The organism is Cryobacterium lactosi, from assembly GCF_004403945.1.
Lineage (GTDB): Bacteria > Actinomycetota > Actinomycetes > Actinomycetales > Microbacteriaceae > Cryobacterium > Cryobacterium lactosi.
On record NZ_SOHM01000007.1, the window covers coordinates 65,721 to 82,605 of the forward strand.

The following is a 16,885-nucleotide window of genomic DNA, read 5'->3' on the forward strand; positions in this document are numbered from 1 at the left end:
CTGAGCCGGAATTCCCCTCCCGGGATCTTCCCGTGAGGCTGCTAGAGTCAACGAAAGCACTCGTGAGAGCGCTCTCATTGAGACTAGGCCCGGCTACGGCGGCGGATTCAGGACGTTGAATCTTGCCCTCCAGACGGACCGTGGATACCGAAAAGGTGCACGCATGAAGTTCGGCCACTTCGACGACGAAGCCAGGGAATATGTCATCGAGACCCCGTTGACCCCCTATCCGTGGATCAACTATCTCGGCAGTGAGGACTTCTTCTCACTGGTCTCGCACACGGCGGGCGGGTACACCTTCTACAAGGACGCCAAGATGCGTCGCCTCACCCGCTACCGCTACAACGACATCCCCACCGACTCCGGCGGACGGTACTTCTTCATCAAGGACGGCGACGATGTCTGGACGTCGAGCTGGCTGCCGATGAAGAAGGACCTCGACTTCTTCGAGACCCGCCACGGCATGGGGTATACCCGCATCACCGGAGAACGCGGCGGCCTGCGCGTCTCCACCCTCTACTTCGTTCCCCTGGGCGAGACGGCGGAGGTTCAGAAGGTCACGATCACGAACACGTCCGACGCGGTCAAGACGTTCTCGTTGTTCTCCTACCTCGAGTTCTGCCTGTGGAACGCCCAGGACGACCAGACCAACTACCAGCGCAACCTCTCCATCGGCGAGGTCGAGGTGGAGGGCAGCGCGATCTACCACAAGACCGAATACCGGGAGCGTCGCGACCACTACGCCGTCTACGGGGTGAATGCCGAGATCGCCGGCTTCGACACCGACCGTGAGACCTTCGTGGGACTCTACGAGACGCTGGCCGAGGCCAAGGTGCCGCACGCGGGAAAGGCCGCGAACTCGATGGCCTCCGGCTGGTACCCGATCGGTTCGCACCAGGTCGACTCGACCCTGCAGCCCGGGGAGAGCCGGGACCTGGTCTTCGTGCTCGGCTACGTCGAGAACAACGCCGAAACCGGCGAGGAGAAGTGGGCCGACGACGCCAAGCAGGTCATCAACAAGGCCCGCGCCCAGGCCCTGCTGGCCCGCCTGTCCACCACCGAAGCCGCTGACGCGGCCTTCGACGCCCTCGGCGTCTATTGGACGGACCTGCTCTCCGCCTACACGGTGACGTCTCCGGACGACAAGCTCAACCGGATGGTCAACATCTGGAACCAGTACCAGTGCATGGTGACCTTCAACATGAGCCGCTCGGCGTCGTACTTCGAGACGGGCATTGGCCGCGGCATGGGCTTCCGGGACTCCACCCAGGACCTGCTCGGTTTTGTGCACCTGATCCCGGACCGTGCCCGCGAGCGCATCCTGGACATCGCCGCGACCCAGCTACCGGACGGTTCTGCGTACCACCAGTACCAGCCGCTGACCAAGCGCGGCAACAACGAACTCGGCTCGGGCTTCAACGACGATCCGGCCTGGCTGATCATCGGAGTGGACGGTTACCTCAAGGAGACCGGCGACTACACGATCCTCGACGAAGTGGTGCCGTTCGACAACAACGACGCCCTCGCCGAGACCCTGTACACCCACCTCACCCGGTCGTTCGAGTTCACCCTGAACAACCTCGGGCCGCACGGGCTGCCGCTGATCGGGCGGGCCGACTGGAACGACTGCCTGAACCTGAACTGCTTCTCCACCACACCGGGAGAGTCCTTCCAGACCACCGAGAACCAGGCCGGCGGAGTGGCGGAGTCGACCTTCATCGCCGCGCAGTTCGTTCTCGCCGCCGGGCAGTACGCGACCATCGCCGAACGCGGCGGTGACACCGTGCAGGCGGACAAGGCCCGCAAGGCCGCCGCTGACATGAGCCAGGCGTTGCTGACCCACGGCTGGGACGGCGACTGGTTCCTGCGCGCCTACGATTTCTACGGCAACAAGGTCGGTACGCACGAAGACACCGAGGGTCAGATCTGGATCGAGCCGCAGGGCTTCGCCGTTCTGGCCGGTGTCGGGGTCGAGCACAACAGCGACGGCACCCCGGTGAAGACGAGCCCCGCGTTCCGGGCGCTGGACGCCGTGGACCGGTTGCTCGGCTCCGACCACGGCCTGGTGTTGCAGTACCCCGCCTACCGGAGCTACCGCATCGAACTGGGCGAGGTCTCGACCTATCCCCCGGGCTACAAGGAGAACGGCGGCATCTTCTGCCACAACAACCCGTGGGTGATCATCGGCGAGACCGTGCTCGGCCGCGGCGCGAAGGCGTTCGACCACTACCGGAAGATCACGCCGGCCTACCGGGAGGAGATCTCCGAGGTGCACCGCACCGAACCGTATGTCTACGCGCAGATGATCGCCGGCAAGGAAGCTTCCAGGCACGGCGAGGCGAAAAACTCCTGGCTGACCGGAACGGCGGCCTGGAACTTCGTCACGGTCTCCCAGTACCTGCTGGGTGTGCGCACCGACTACGACGGCCTGGTGGTCGACCCGCAGATCGGACCGGATGTCGCGGAGTTCACCGTCACCCGGCAGGCCCGGGGGGCCACGTACGTGATCACGGTGGCCAACTCGGGCCGTGAGGGTTCCCGCGCGAGCCTCGAGGTCGACGGTGTCGCCATCGAGGGCCGCACGGTGCCGTACGCTCCGGCCGGTGCGACCGTGCAGGTGCGCGCGACTCTGTAGGGAACCACTTGCGGCCGGCCGGACAATAGTGGGTATGGACGTCTCCCGAACAGCCCGAGCACGGGCCTGGCAGCTGTGGGTCGCCGTTGGGTGCGTCGGTGTGCTGATCACCGGATGCGGGCACGGCGACGCCACGGAACCGGCTGGAGCCGGCCCGACCATCGGCCCGATACCAGCCGGCCCCAGTCCTGCCGAGGTTTTCACGGCGTGCAGCCCACCGGGGATCGTGGACTACGAGCCGATCGAGTCGCTGGCCATTCTGGCCGAGGACAGCACCGTGGTGATCGCGGGTGAAATCGATCGGATCCAGGCCGGCCGCGACACCACCTACAGCGCACCGAACAAGGCGTCCACGACCGGCAGCGCGGTGATCGTCGTGCGGGACGTCACGGTGGTGTACGGAGAATTGGAGCCGGCCGTCAACGGCAGCGTCTACATCGAATTTGCGTCGAGCAGTCCGGATGAGTGCGCGGGAACGGTGCCGCCTGGAACGGCGGTCGTCGCCTATCTGGAGCCCGCCTGGGACGGTGCCCGCCGTTACGTGGACGAGTACCTGGACCAGACCTCGGTGTACACGGAGATCGAGGCCCCGGGCGCCGGTCGTCCCGCCGGCCAGCCGCTGTACCAGGCATCCGCGCTCGAGGGCCTGGTCTGGCAGATCCCGGGCAGCGCCGATGTGGTCTGGCCGCTCTACCTGGGCACCGGCCCCGGGGCGATCCGCGAGGCGCTCCCCGACGGCACTCTCGCCGGCCCGGAGTGAACCTGACCGGGCTCAGCGATCCGCGGGTCAAGCGCCGTTGCGCGGCGCCCGCGAATCGCAGGGGCGGCAGGCGGTCAGGCGACGGCGACCTCGACCTCGCCGGGCTCGGCGCCCTCGCTGCCGAAGATCAGGCGGCGGTTGGCGATCTTGTCGGTGAAGAACCTGTCGTGGCTGACCACGACCACGGCGCCGGGGAAGTGCAGCAGGGCGCGCTCCATCACCTGGGTGCTTGACATGTCCAGGTGGTTGGTCGGCTCGTCCAGCAGCAGCACCGACGCGCCGGAAAGCAGGCACTGGGCCATCGCCACGCGGGCCTTCTGGCCACCCGACAAATTGCCGATCTTCTGTTTGAGGTCGGCCTCGGAGAACTGGAACATGGTGAGGAACCGGTTCACCGACTTGCGGGTGGCGGTGAACGCCAGGCTGCCCTCGAGCGCGTTGACGGCGTGGCTGACGGTGTCGGTATCGTCGAGTTCCGCGAGGACCTGGTTGTACGACACCATGCCCGCACCCTTGGCCCAGTCCACCTCACCGTGATCGGCCGATTCCTCCCCGGTGAGCACCCGGAGCAGGGTGGTCTTGCCGCTGCCGTTGGCGCCGAGCACCACGATGCGGTTGCCGCGACGGATCTCGAAGCTCAGGTCGTTGAAGAGCACCTTGTCGCCGTAGGCCTTGCTGAGCATCTCCACCCGGCAGAGCACATCCTTGACGTGCAGGTTGCCGTAGATCTCGGTGATGATCTTGTCGACCGGTCGCGGCGTGCGGGACTTCTTGATGGTGGCCAGCTGGCTGCCGAGCTTGCGGCTGGCCGCCTTCTGGGCTTCGCGCCGGTCGGCGATGCCCTCGGACTCGAAGGCGAGGAGTTCGGACTCGTGCACGAACTGCGCCTCGAGGGTCTTGAGCCGGAACTGCTTCTGCACGACGTACTCGCCGAAGTTGCCCGGGTACTCGTGCAGGTGGAAGTTCTCCAGTTCGATGATGCGGGTCACGACGGCGTCGAGGAAGGTACGGTCGTGCGACACGATCACGGCGGCGCCCTTGAAATCGCGGAACCAGCCCTCCAGCCATTCCACGCCGGCGACGTCGAGGTAGTTGGTGGGCTCATCGAGCAGCAGCACATCGGGCGCCTCGAGCAGGATCTTCGCCAGGGCGGCACGGTTGCGCCAGCCGCCGGACAGCTCGTCGATCGCACAGCTGCGATGGGCCTCGTCGAAGCCCAGGATGGTCAGGGCCGCGTCGATGCGGCGCGGGTAGTCCCAGCCGTCCAACCGGTCCATGTCCTCGAACAGTTCGGACTGGCGGTGGATCAGCCGGTCCAGCTCGGCGCTGGCCGACGAATCAGCGGCGATCGCGGCATCGATGGACGCGAGTTCGGCCTCCACGGCCTTGATCTCCACGAAGAGTGCGTCGAGCACCTCGGTGATGGTGGACTCTCCGTTCAGCTCGGAGAACTGGGAGAAGTAGCCGATCTTCACCCCGTCGTCGACCGTGACGGTTCCGGTATCCGGGGTCACCTGGCCGAGGATCAGCTTGATCAGGGTGGTCTTTCCCGACCCGTTCCGGCCGATCATGCCGACCCGGTCCCCCGGCTCAAGGCGGAAGAAGGTCTCGCGGAGCACCTGGGTGTTCTCGAAACGCACACTGACGTCGTTCAGCCTGATCAGGCTCATGGGTTCTGCACTCTCGGGGTTGGTTCGTCCAGCAGGGTCAGTCGACCCGGCGATGTCTGGCGGCTGGTCAGTCGCTGTGTTCGGCGGCATCGACGATGCCGATGAAGCGGCTGCCGATGCCGTCGACCTCGCGTCGGCTGAGCCCGGCAGCGGCGGCGGGAAGTTCGTCGTAGCCGTGGTGGTCACAGGTCAGATAGCTGAACTCCGGCCACCACTTCTTGGGCCGTGCGGCCTCGGTGAACCCGCAGACGCTGCAGGTCAGTTCGATCCACACGGGCTTCTTGCCGGTGCGGTTGGCCCGCGACTGCACCAGCCAGGCCGGCGGGTTCTTCTCGATCTCGGCGAGCTGGGCTTCGGTCATGCGGCTGGGAAGGTCGTGGCGCTGGGCCATCTCGAGGGGAATGTCGAGGCGGAGCGCTGCTTCTCGTCTGGTTATCATCAGGTTCAACGATAGGCGCTGCGACCTGTGCCACGGGCCGGTACAGGAACTGGTTCAATGAAGCATGCCTGAAATCGTTTCCCCGCTCGGCCTGCTGCTCGATGTCGATGGGCCGATCGCCAGCCCGGACAGCCGCACCATCGCCACGCCCAGCATCATCGCCGACCTCATCACCCTGGCCGGAGCGAACGTGCCGATCGGCTTCATCACCGGGCGATCGGCCCAGTTCATCAGCGAGCAGGTGGTCGCTCCGCTGGTGGAAGCCGGCCTGCCGCCGGTGATGCGCATGTACGGAGTCTGCGAGAAGGGCGCCGTGTGGTTCCCCATCACCGACGCCGGCATGGGCGAGGTCGTCGTCGACGACAGTGTGGCCCTCCCGGAGGCCGTCGCCGGTCGCATCCGTGCCCTGGTCGCCACCGACTATGCCGACACGATGTTCTTCGACGAGACCAAGCTCGCCATGGTGTCCGTCGAGCAGCGCACGGATGTCGACCGGGCCGCCTACCATCTCGCCCAGGCGTCGTTCGAAGAAGCCGCCTACGCGATCATGATCGAGCACGGCCTCGGCGTGCGATTCGGCGACCAGGTCTCCCCCGACGCCGCCGGCGCGGTGCCGTTTCGCATCGACACCACGATCATCTCCACCGACATCGAATCGGTGGACCTCGACAAGGACCACGCCGCGAAGCGTGCCCTGGCCTTCTTCGCCGAGGGGGGTGCGCTCCCCCGGCTCTGGCGCTCGGTGGGAGACTCCCGCAGCGACTACAAGATGGCCGATCACCTGCACGCGGCGGGATTCGACGTCGCCCATGTCGACGTACGTCCGTCCGACGGCATCCTGGACCGGCCGTACCCGGTGATCGTGGAGGGCGACCTCATCCACGATGCGGCCGGCGCCGCGTTCCTCGGCTACTGGGTGCGGAAACTCGGCCTGGGCGAGGCCGTGCCCGCCTAGTCTTCGACGAAGCGGATGCCGTTCTGCAGCGTGCTCCGCAGCTCGAAGACCTTCTCGAAGCTACCCCGTTCCATGCCGGGGATCCCGTCGCGTAGCACGCCGACCAGGCGGGAACGCGGGATCACCACGACCATGGGCCGCCGTCCGCGGCTGGGCAGCGACAGTGTCTCGGGGACGGCCTCATCCGGGGCCACCACGATCAGGGCGGTGAAGCGCACCCGCAGCGACTTCGCGAGGATCCGGGCGGCTGCGGCGAACTCGGCCAACGGCTCCTCGCCGGATTCGAGCGCTTCTCCGGCGAGCTCGCCGCGTTTGAGCTGCACCGGCGAGCCCCAGTCCTCGGACAGGATCGCGAAGAGCCCGGCCGGGCCGAGCACAACGTGGTCGACCTTCTCGACGTCGTCGCGGGTGGCGATGTCGTGCCAGGCCGTGTAGCCGATGCCGAGACCGGAGATCAACTGAGCGGTTGACTCCTCCGCGAGGGCCTTGGCGAGCCGATGCCGGATCTCTCGCGGCGCGGACCGGATCAGGTCGGGGGCATAGGGGTCGTCGATGACGGTGCCGCGACCGGCCCATTCCCGCAGCAGGGCCAGGTAGCGCTGCCGGGAGTGGCCGCCGGGGTGGCCGTGCATCCTGGCCTTCATCCCCGAGGAGGACGGACGCGCCGAGGTGCTCGCCGGGGTGGGCGCGCCGGAGTAGGACGTCTCCGGGTAGCGGGCGCCGTCGTAGGCAGCTCGGCTCTCCGGGCTGCCGATACGTTCCCACGCCACTTGCACGGCGTGGAAGGAGGCGGCGCTGCCACCGACGTCGGGGTGGGACTGGCGGAGCTTACGCCGGTAGGCGCGTCGCAGCTCCTCGTCGGTGACCGAGGGGCTCACCCCCAGCACCTCGTAAGGACTGGCCGCGGCCGGGCTATCTGACATTCTCGCGGTCTCTTTCGGCCTGGAACGGGAAATTCATTCGGCCACCAGCCTAACCAGCGTTTCTGGTATCTCGCCGACACCGCCCGGTGCGCCCGTCCCGGCGGAGATTCGTGGGACGATCAGCGAGTGAACACCCCGTCTCCGGTGCCCCGCGTGCACCGCTCCAGCACCCGCCTGACCGCCATGGTCCTTGTCGGCGTTCTGGCCGGCCTGCTGACCGGTTTCCTCGGCGGCTGGCTCCTGGCACCGGCCGTCGGCTGGTCCGCCGCCGCGATCTTCTACATCAGCTGGGTGTGGTTCGTCGTTGCGCGCATGGATGCGCCGACCACGGCGGCGCACGCCACCAGGGAAGATCCGTCCAGGGGCATCACCGACCTGCTGTTGATCCTGGCCAGCCTGGCCAGCCTGGGCAGCATCCTGATCGTGCTCCTGCAGGCCCGTGGTGCGGCCGGGGCCGGGCAGGTCCTGCTGGCGGCGCTGGCCCTGGCCACGGTCGCGTTGTCCTGGCTGCTCGTGCACACCCTGTTCACCCTGCGATACGCGTCCTTGTACTACGCCGATGACGACGGCGGGGTGGATTTCAACCAGGCCGAGCCGCCGCGCTACGCGGATTTCGCCTACCTGTCGTTCACCCTGGGAATGACCTTCCAGGTGTCGGATACCTCGCTGACCTCATCGGTGATGCGGGCCGCGGCGCTTCGGCATGCGTTGATGTCATTCCTGTTCGGCTCGATCATCCTGGCCACCCTGATCAACCTGGTCGCGGGCCTCTAGCCGCGACCGGTTTCGCGGCTACCCCGCGAACGGTCTCACGGGCTGCCCGGTGACTCCGGGCGCCACCGTGAAGATCGACCCGGCGAGGGGATCCTCCCCCGGGGCGAGGTTCTCCCTGGAGGTGGTGATGAACAGCTGGCTCAGGTCGTCGCCGCCGAAGGTGCAGGCCGTGACCCGGTCGGCGGCCACGGTGATGACCTCGTCCAGGCGGCCGTCCGGCGTGTAGCGCCGGACCGCCCCACCCGCGTACAGGGCGACCCAGACGCCGCCGTCGCTGTCGACGGTGAGGCCGTCGGGGTATCCGTCCGCCGACGGGATCTCCGCAAAGGTGCGCAGTCCCGTCAGCCCGGTATCCGGCGCCCAGTCGAACACGCCGATCCGTCCGGTCGGAGTGTCGTTGTAGTACGCCAGCGACCCGTCCGGGCTCCAATCTAGGCCGTTGGAGATGGTGACCCCCGCCTGGGCCAGGGTGACCGACCCGTCCGGGGCCAGCCGATACAGCGATCCAGCCCCGGTGCGCTGGTCGTAGGCCATCGAACCGCAGTAGAACGAGCCGTCCGGGGCGGTGCCGCCGTCGTTCATCCGCACGGTCGCATCGCTCCACACCTCGGGCAGGCGGTTCAGGGTGCCGTCTGGCTCCTCGAGGGCGAAGCCGCGCTCGAGGGCGATGACCGCACCCCCGCCCACCCGTGGCCGGAGGGCGGCCGCGATGGTGTCGACGTGCCGGCGGGTCACCGTGCCGTCGGGAGCCAGGGACAGGACGTCGCCGGCGAAGAGATCGACAAGCCGCAGGCCGCCCCAGGACGGTGAGAAGACCGGGCCCTCACCGTGAAAGGTGATCGGGTCGGTGAGCTGGTCGGCGCGCATGCGAATCCTCGTGCGGTTGTGTCAGTGGTAGCTGAGTGGACCGGGTCGCCCCGGGAATCAGTTGCGCAGTGCGCGAACCGGGATGGCGACGGCCGCGCTGACGGCCAGGATGCCGGCGAAGAAGATCGCGCCCTGCCAGGCGGTCACCGTGAAGGCCAGGCCGAACAGCCACAGGCCGAAGACGAAGACGACCATCGCGATGACGAAGGTAAGAATGGGCATGGCAGGGTCCTCTCAACGGTGCCGCGAAAGCTTATCCGCGCTCGCTTCGAGCGTACTAGCTCGCAGGCCAGCGTGGCTCCGCCCGGCGGTCAGGCGGTGTAGCCGACTTCGCGCTCCGGGCCGAGGGGCTCGAGGAGCTCAGGCGCATCGCCGGTGACCGGGGCGACCTGGTAGAAGGCCAGTCCGGCCGCCGCCTCGATGGAGGCCTCGACCACCGCGTCGACGAGGGCCTGATCACCCTCGGTGTGCGGGTCCAGCCAGGAGTCCCAGCATTCCTCGGGCAGCACCACGGGCATCCGGTCGTGGATGCCGGCGAGGGCGCCCTGGGCGCCGGTGGTGAGGATCGTGGCCGTCAACACCCAGCGGGCCGGGTCGTCCGGGCCGAGCGTCGGATTGCGCCACCACGAGTACAGTCCGGCCAGCGCCAGTGGCAGGCCGTCGTCGGAGTGCACGAAGAACGGCGTCTTCGTGGTGCCCTCCGTGTGCCACTCGTAGTAGCCGGTGACCGGGACGATGGCCCTGGTCTTGGCCAGGGCGGTTCGGAAGGTCGGCTTCTCGCCGACGGTTTCAGCGCGGGCGTTGAAGGTGGCGAACGCGGCGGTCAGCTCGGGAGAGAAGGTGGGAACCAGCGACCAGCGAGCCTGTTCCAGGCGACGAACGGCAGGATCGGACTTCATCGATTCGAGAACGATCGGGATCTGGTCGGTCGGTTTCACGTTCCAGGACGGCTCCGGCAGTTCGCCGGCCTCGTGCTCGATGTCGAACATGGCGGCGAGGTCAGGCGCCGAATCGGTAATGATGAATCGCCCACACATAGGCTCAGGTTACCGTGTCCCCGGTGCACCCTTCGGTCACCCACACCGGTTGACTAAATCGAATCTGTGTTCGAAAATTGAAGGGTGTCCATCCCCCTGATCTCCGTAGCCAACGCCCCGGCTCTCCCGTCCGGCGTCTCGGCTGCCGACCGGGTCAGCGAGCTGCAGGCGCGCATCCACGGAATGCAGCGCGACCGCTGGGAAACCGGGGGCAGGGCCGTTTCCGGCGCCCTGGCCGGCATCCTTCCGGACGGAATCCTACGCAACGGCGTGGTCTACACGGTCGGCAATTCGACGTCACTGATCATGGCCGTGCTGGCCGAAGCCGGCCGGGACGGCGACTGGAGTGCCGTGGTGGGTCTGCCCGATTTCGGCGCGGAGGCCGCGATCGGGTGTGGCATCGACCTCGAACGACTTGTGCTCGTTCCCTCCCCCGGTGACCAGTGGTTGGCGGTGACGGCGGCGCTCGTCGACGCGCTGCCCCTCGTGGTCGTGCACCCCGAGCGCACGGTCGGCGACGCCGAGGCGGCCAGGCTCGGCGCGCGGCTACGGCAGAGCGGCTGCACCCTGATCGTGGCCGGCGCCTGGACCCAGGCCGAGGCGGATCTGCGGGTCACCGGCACCCGGTGGGAGGGGCTCGGCAGCGGACACGGCTACCTATCTGGACGGGACCTGACCGTGCAGGTCTCCGGGCGAAACGGCAGCGGCCGCCGGCGCTCGGTGATGGTGCACCTGGGCGACCTGGCGTCGCCGGGCGAATCGTTCCCTGCCCGATCGACAGCGCTCGGCGACGCCGCGTCGACGCGGTCGAGCCGGCGCCGGCAGCCGGCAGCGGGGTGAGCGCCGTGAACCGCGAACGCACCATCGTGCTCTGGTGTCCGGACTGGCCGGTGCTCGCCGCACGGTCCGCCACCCAGCTGCCCACCGGCATCCCGCTGGCTCTCATCGACCGCGGTATGGTCTTCGCCTGCTCCCCCGAGGCGCGGCACCTGGGCGTCCGGCGCGGCCTCACGGTTCGGGAAGCCCAGTTCCGGTGCACGGATCTCGTCGTCCTCGCCTACGACCCGGCATTGGATCGGCGGGCCTTCGACCCGATCCTGGATGGGCTCGAGGAGATCACCCCCGGGGTCGCGGTGCTGCGCCCGGGCACCTGCGCCATCCGGGCGCGCGGACCGGTGCGCTACTACGGCGGCGAGCCCGCCGCCGCCCAAGCCATGCTCGACTACCTGCACGGCGCCGGACTCACCGAGGCCAGGGTCGGCATCGCCGACGGGCCGTTTGCCGCTGAGCAGGCGGCGCGGCGCGGCCTTCCCGGACCTGGCACCGCTCCGACCGTCACCGGGCGCCTGGAACCAGACCCCGGTGAACGAATTCAGCGAGTACGCATAGTCCCGGCCGGGGAATCGGCGGCGTTCCTGGCGCCCCTGCCCGTGTCGGCTGTGGCAGAGGCCGGGCTCGGCACCCTGCTCGCCAGGCTCGGCGTGCACACCCTCGGCCAGTTCGCCGCACTGCCCGCCCAGGACGTACACCGGAGATTCGGTGCCGCGGCTGCGCAGGCGCACGCGAGGGCATCCGGTCGGGAGCACGAGGAGATCGTCCCCCGCACGCCCACACCGGTGTTCGACCGCGGTCAGGACTTCGAACCGGCGCTTGACCGCATCGACCAACTCGCGTTCGCCCTACGCAGCACCGCAGACGCCTTCGTGCAGGCACTGCGGGAACGAACCGTGGTCTGCACGGCCGTGTCGATCCTGGTCAGCACCGAGGACTCCCTGCTGACCGAGCGCACCTGGCGGCACCCGCGCTGGTTCACGGCCTCCGACCTCATCGACCGGGTGCGCTGGCAGCTGCAGGGGGACGGCCGCGCGGATTCCGGGCTGCGCGCCGGCGTGGTGCGCGTGGTCTTCTCCCCCGACCAGGTCGACGCCGTCGCCAACCACGAGGACGGCCTGTGGGGATCAGGACCCGACGAACGCATCCACCATGCCCTCACCAGAGTGCAGGGGTTGGTCGGCCACGCCGGGGTGCTGACCGTGGCCATCGATGGTGGCAGGCTGCTCGCCGACCGCCAACGCTGGCTGCCCTGGGGTGATGACCCGGCAGGTTCAACGGGCAACGTGTCTGCCAGGGGGCCCGGTGGGTTCGGTCGGCCGTGGGCGGGCAGCCTGGGCGGGCTGCTCCCCGCCACGGTGTTCCGGACAGCGCATCCGGTCACCCTTGTCGCCGACGACGGACGGTCTCCTGGTGTTGATGAGCGCGGCACCCTCGACGGCGAACCTCGACGCTTTGCGCCGGAGCGCTCCGTCGCCGGATCCGCCGGGCCCGACCTCCGCCCGGTGCTGGCCTGGGCCGGACCGTGGCCGGTCCTGGAGCGGTGGTGGGACACGGCGGCCGGGCGCGCGGTGCACCGGTTGCAGATCGTCGACGAGGGCGGCGACGCCTGGCTCTTGGCATTGGACGACGACGGCTGGCGCGCGGAGGCCCGCTATGACTAGGCGGGAGCGCGCGACTCCAGGGCGAACCGGCAACGCCGGTCGGGACGAGAGGACGGTGCACCTCAATGGGATTCAATAACCCGCCGATTCCGTGGTCTGAACTCGAGCGCCGGCTTTCCGACCGGCGGCCGGGCGGCCCTCCCCCGGAAGCCGACGGCGGTGACAGCCCGGCCTGGTCCAGGCACCGTCAGCCTTACACGGCCCCTACCCCTGCCGGCCCGCCGGCTGGGCCGCCCGCCGGCGGCACCGTGGGTTACGCGGAGTTGCACGCCCACTCGAACTTCAGCTTCCTCGACGGCGGCAGCTCACCGGAACACCTTCTCGAGGAGGCCGGGGCGCTGGGCCTGCACGGTCTGGCCCTCACCGACCATGACGGTTTGTACGGGGCCGTTCGCCTGGCCGAAACCGCCGAGAGTTACCCCGGCGTGCGCACGGTCTTCGGTGCAGAGCTGTCCCTGGGGCTGACCCGCCGGCAGAACGGGGTGCCGGAGCCCGAGGGCAGTCACCTCGTCGTCCTGGCCAGGGGCCAGGAGGGCTATCACCGGCTCGCTGCCGCGGTCACCCACGGCCAGCTTGCCGGCGGGGAGAAGGGGCGGCCCGTTTACGACGTCGACGAGCTCGCCGCGGCGTCCGGCGGGCACTGGAGCATCCTGACCGGCTCCCGGTCCGGAGCCGTGCGCCAGGCCCTGCTGCGCGACGGAGACGAGGCTGCGGCCAGGGAATTGGACCGGCTGGTGGCCCTGTTCGGCCGGGACTGCGTCAACGTCGAGCTGGTCGACCATGGCCGGCCGCAGGACTCCGTGACCAACGACAGGTTGGCGGCCCTGGCGGAACGAGTCGGGCTGCCCGTGCTCGCGACCAACAACGTGCATTACGCCCGGCCGGCAGACTTCAGGCTCTTCGGTGCCCTCGCGGCCGTCCGCGCCCAGCGGAGCCTGGACGACATGGACGGCTGGCTGCCCGCTGCCCCCACTCAGCACCTGCGGAGCGGAGCCGAGATGGCCGCGCGCTTCAGCCGGTACCCCGGGGCGGTGGCCCGTACCGTGCCGCTGGCCGACGAGCTGGCCTTCTCGCTCCGCCGGGCCAGGCCCAGGCTGCCCCGGCAGCAGGTGCCGGAGGGACACACGCCGATGAGCTGGTTGCGCCACCTGGTCTGGGAGGGGGCCGAGCGCGCGTATCCCGGCTTCAACGCCAACGTCCGCGACCGGCTGGAGAAGGAACTCGCCGTGATCGAGGCCAAGGACTTCCCCGGCTACTTCCTGATCGTGCACGACATCGTGCAGTTCGCCCGGCGCAAGGGCATCCTCTGCCAGGGCCGCGGCTCGGCGGCGAATTCGGCGGTCTGCTTCGTGATCGGGATCACCGCGGTGGACTCGATCTTCTACAGGCTGCCCTTCGAGAGGTTCCTCTCCAGCCTACGGGAGGAGGAACCCGACATCGACGTCGACTTCGACTCCGACCGGCGCGAGGAGGTGATCCAGTACGTCTACGAGCGCTACGGCCGCCTCAACGCCGCGCAGGTGGCCAACGTGATCACCTACCGCCCGAAGTTCGCCGTGCGTGACATGGCCAAGGCGCTCGGCTACAGCACCGGCCAACAGGATGCCTGGTCCAAGCAGGTGGAGCGCTGGGGCGCCGCGGTGTCCAGCCCCGACCACGACATCCCCGACCAGGTCGCCGACCTCGCGGGCCAGGTGCTCGGTTTCCCGCGCCACCTCGGCATCCACTCCGGCGGGATGGTCCTGACCGACCGCCCCGTCGGGGAGGTCTGCCCCATCGAACACGCCCGCAAGGAGAATCGCACGGTGCTGCAGTGGGACAAGGACGACTGTGCCTGGATGGGACTGGTCAAGTTCGACCTGCTCGGCCTGGGCATGCTCGCGGCCCTGCAGTACACCTTCGACCTGGTCAGGGAGTCGCTCGGCGAGGACTGGAGCCTGGCCGGCATTCCCCGCGAGGAGGCCGGGGTCTACGACATGCTCTGCCGAGCGGATTCGATCGGGGTGTTCCAGGTGGAGAGCCGGGCCCAGATGGGCACCCTGCCCAGGCTGCAACCGCGCCGCTTCTATGACCTCGTGGTCGAGATCGCGCTGATCCGGCCCGGACCGATCCAGGGTGGGGCGGTGCACCCCTACATCCGGCGCAAGCTCGGTCAGGAGCCGGTGACCTATCTGCATCCCAAACTCGAACCCGTGCTGGAGCGCACCCTCGGCATCCCGCTGTTCCAGGAACAGCTCATGCAGATGGCCATGGCGGTCGGCGGCTGCACCGGCGAAGACGCCGACCTGCTGCGCCGGGCGATGGGATCCAAACGTGGAGTGGAGAAGATCTCCTCCCTGCGGGCGACCCTGTACGAGGGCATGGCCGGCAACGGGATCAGCGGCGCCTTGGCCGACGAGATCTACGAGAAGATCGAGGCTTTCGCGAACTTCGGTTTCGCTGAGAGCCACTCGATCAGCTTCGCGCTGCTCGTCTATGCCAGCGCCTGGTTGAAGCTGCATTACCCGGGCGCCTTCCTCGCCGCCCTGCTCCGAGCCCAGCCGATGGGGTTCTACTCGCCGCAATCCCTGGTCGCGGATGCCCGCCGGCACGGTGTCCAGGTGCTCCGACCGGATGTGCAGCTCTCCGGGGCCGACGCCTCCCTCGAGCCGCTGGCCGCCCCGTCGGGCGATGCCCTCGGACGGCCGAGCTGCCTGGACCACCAGCAGCCCACCGTGCCGGACTATGACCGGACCGTGCCGGTGGACGATCGTGGTCACCGCAGGGATAGTGCCCTGGCCGTGCGTCTCGGGCTCGCGGAGGTCCGTTCCATCGGTTCGGCCGTGGCGGAGCGGATCGTCGCCGACCGCACCAGGTTCGGCCCGTTCCGCTCGATGAACGACCTCGCCAGGCGGGCCAGGCTGAACACCGAACAACTCGAATCCCTCGCAACGGCCGGGGCCTTCGAGGGGTTGGGCCTGGAGCGCCGGCAGGCGCTGTGGTCTGCCGGCGAAGCAGCCCAGGAAACCGACGCCCATCTTCGGGGCTCCTTCGAGACCGTGCAACCACCGTTGCTGGCACTGATGACGCCCGTGGAACAGGTGGCCTACGACCTGTGGGCCACCGGCGTCTCCACGGACGACCACCCGATCCGACACGCCAGGCCGGTCCTGGCCGCCAGGGGCGCTCTGGCGGCCAACCAGCTGGCCGCTAGTGAGAACGGCCGTCGGATCGAGGTCGGCGGTGTCGTCACCCACCGCCAACGACCGGCCACGGCGAACGGGGTGACCTTCATCAACCTGGAGGACGAGACCGGCAACGTCAACGTGGTGGTGAGCGTGGGGGTGTGGAACCACTTCCGGAGGATCGCCAGGGAGTCTCCGGCCCTGATGATCAGGGGCATCCTCGAACGCTCGCCTGAAGGCGTGGTCAACCTCATCGCCGACAGATTCGAACCCCTCACCGTGGCGGCCCACACCTCCTCGCGGGACTTCCGCTAGCGTCGATCCAGTGAATGAAGACCGTTACTCCAATGATGTGCTCGCCGCGGGATGGCGGGACGCCGGCCGCCGTGTCGTCCCCCAGCAGGAGGCCGTGCGCGACCTCGTGATCGAAGAGGTCGCCACCGGCTTCTGCGGTGCCGTCCTCAGGGTCGAGAAGAAGGTCGTCACGCTGGAGGACCGGCACGGCAAGCTCCGGTTGTTCCCGCTGGGCGCCGGCTTCCTGCTCGACGGTGAACCGATCGTCCTCGTGGCGCCGCGCGCGAGCGCACCGGCCGGCCGTGGGCGCACCGCATCAGGCTCGCTGGCGGTGGCGGATGCGCCGGCACGGGTGGCCAGGGCCAGCCGCATCTTCGTGGAGGGCCGCCACGACGCCGAACTGGTGGAAAAGGTCTGGGGGGCGGATCTGCGTATCGAGGGCGTCGTCGTGGAATACATCGAGGGCGTCGACAATCTGGCCGAACTGCTGGCCGAATTCAAGCCCGGCCCCACCCGCCGGGTCGGCGTTCTGGTCGACCACCTCGTGCCCGGATCCAAGGAGAGCCGGATCGCCGACGCCGTCGCGCGCGGCCCTCACGGACGGCACGTTCTCGTGGTCGGGCATCCCTACGTGGATGTCTGGCAGTCGGTCAAACCGGCTCGATTGAATTTGCCGGTCTGGCCGCAGATTCCCCGAAACATCGAGTGGAAGCACGGCATCTGCGCGGCCCTCGGCTGGCCGCACGATGACCAGGCCGACATCGCCAGGGCATGGCAGCGCATCCTGGGCCAGGTGCGCACCTACGCCGACCTCGAACCAGCGTTGCTGGGCAGGGTCGAGCAACTCATCGATTTCGTCACCGTCGATTAGC

Annotated in this window: 14 protein-coding genes; 8 read left to right on the forward strand and 6 right to left on the reverse strand. The window is 68.7% G+C overall.

What is annotated here, in order from left to right:
• The first annotated feature begins 163 nt into the window (after positions 1–163).
• Together E3T61_RS02305 and E3T61_RS02310 are read left to right on the forward strand one after the other, a co-directional pair.
• Complete coding sequence (locus E3T61_RS02305; RefSeq protein WP_134639311.1) at positions 164–2,635, forward strand: glycoside hydrolase family 94 protein; 2,472 nt, start codon at positions 164–166, stop codon at positions 2,633–2,635.
• A 34-nt stretch (positions 2,636–2,669) separates the two neighbouring features.
• Positions 2,670–3,395: a hypothetical protein gene (locus E3T61_RS02310; protein WP_134639312.1), complete on the forward strand. Its 726-nt coding sequence runs from the start codon at positions 2,670–2,672 to the stop codon at positions 3,393–3,395.
• A 74-nt stretch (positions 3,396–3,469) separates the two neighbouring features.
• Here E3T61_RS02310 and E3T61_RS02315 read toward each other — a convergent pair whose 3' ends face one another.
• Both E3T61_RS02315 and E3T61_RS02320 read right to left on the reverse strand, forming a co-directional pair.
• Positions 3,470–5,065, reverse strand: coding sequence for an ABC-F family ATP-binding cassette domain-containing protein (locus E3T61_RS02315; protein WP_134639313.1), 1,596 nt, complete (start codon positions 5,063–5,065; stop codon positions 3,470–3,472).
• Positions 5,066–5,132: 67 nt separating this feature from the next.
• Positions 5,133–5,504, reverse strand: a complete 372-nt coding sequence (locus E3T61_RS02320; protein ID WP_134639314.1) for a hypothetical protein — start codon at positions 5,502–5,504, stop codon at positions 5,133–5,135.
• 64 nt (positions 5,505–5,568) lie between these two features.
• Between E3T61_RS02320 and E3T61_RS02325 the strand changes: the two genes are divergently transcribed.
• Positions 5,569–6,459, forward strand: coding sequence for a hypothetical protein (locus E3T61_RS02325; protein ID WP_134639315.1), 891 nt, complete (start codon positions 5,569–5,571; stop codon positions 6,457–6,459).
• Here the strand turns inward: E3T61_RS02325 and E3T61_RS02330 are convergent.
• A complete protein-coding gene (locus E3T61_RS02330; RefSeq protein ID WP_134639316.1) occupies positions 6,456–7,382 on the reverse strand; it encodes a J domain-containing protein in 927 nt (308 codons plus the stop codon). The genes E3T61_RS02325 and E3T61_RS02330 overlap by 4 nt on opposite strands.
• Positions 7,383–7,508: 126 nt before the next feature.
• On the opposite strand from E3T61_RS02330, the gene E3T61_RS02335 reads away from it, so the two are divergent.
• Positions 7,509–8,156, forward strand: coding sequence for a DUF1345 domain-containing protein (locus E3T61_RS02335; RefSeq protein WP_241992351.1), 648 nt, complete (start codon positions 7,509–7,511; stop codon positions 8,154–8,156).
• Between the two features lie 18 nt (positions 8,157–8,174).
• Here E3T61_RS02335 and E3T61_RS02340 read toward each other — a convergent pair whose 3' ends face one another.
• From E3T61_RS02340 to E3T61_RS02345, 3 genes are all read right to left on the reverse strand, one after another.
• Positions 8,175–9,023, reverse strand: coding sequence for an SMP-30/gluconolactonase/LRE family protein (locus E3T61_RS02340; protein WP_134639317.1), 849 nt, complete (start codon positions 9,021–9,023; stop codon positions 8,175–8,177).
• A 57-nt stretch (positions 9,024–9,080) separates the two neighbouring features.
• Positions 9,081–9,245 carry a hypothetical protein gene (locus tag E3T61_RS21820; RefSeq protein ID WP_166793124.1) on the reverse strand — a complete coding sequence of 55 codons (165 nt, stop codon included), beginning with the start codon at positions 9,243–9,245 and terminating at the stop codon, positions 9,081–9,083.
• An 89-nt stretch (positions 9,246–9,334) separates the two neighbouring features.
• Positions 9,335–10,060, reverse strand: a complete 726-nt coding sequence (locus E3T61_RS02345; protein WP_134639318.1) for an SOS response-associated peptidase — start codon at positions 10,058–10,060, stop codon at positions 9,335–9,337.
• A gap of 84 nt (positions 10,061–10,144) precedes the next feature.
• Here E3T61_RS02345 and E3T61_RS02350 point away from each other — a divergent pair, with 84 nt between their 5' ends.
• The 4 genes from E3T61_RS02350 to E3T61_RS02365 all read left to right on the forward strand — a co-directional run bounded on the left by E3T61_RS02350 (position 10,145) and on the right by E3T61_RS02365 (position 16,884).
• Positions 10,145–10,900 carry a hypothetical protein gene (locus E3T61_RS02350; RefSeq protein ID WP_134639319.1) on the forward strand — a complete coding sequence of 252 codons (756 nt, stop codon included), beginning with the start codon at positions 10,145–10,147 and terminating at the stop codon, positions 10,898–10,900.
• A 5-nt stretch (positions 10,901–10,905) separates the two neighbouring features.
• Positions 10,906–12,555, forward strand: a complete 1,650-nt coding sequence (locus E3T61_RS02355; protein ID WP_241992352.1) for a Y-family DNA polymerase — start codon at positions 10,906–10,908, stop codon at positions 12,553–12,555.
• A gap of 65 nt (positions 12,556–12,620) precedes the next feature.
• A complete protein-coding gene (locus E3T61_RS02360; protein ID WP_134639321.1) occupies positions 12,621–16,034 on the forward strand; it encodes an error-prone DNA polymerase in 3,414 nt (1,137 codons plus the stop codon).
• Positions 16,035–16,044: 10 nt separating this feature from the next.
• Entirely contained in the window at positions 16,045–16,884 is an 840-nt protein-coding gene (locus E3T61_RS02365; RefSeq protein ID WP_194114241.1) for a DUF3097 domain-containing protein, read from the forward strand.
• Position 16,885 lies beyond the last annotated feature (1 nt).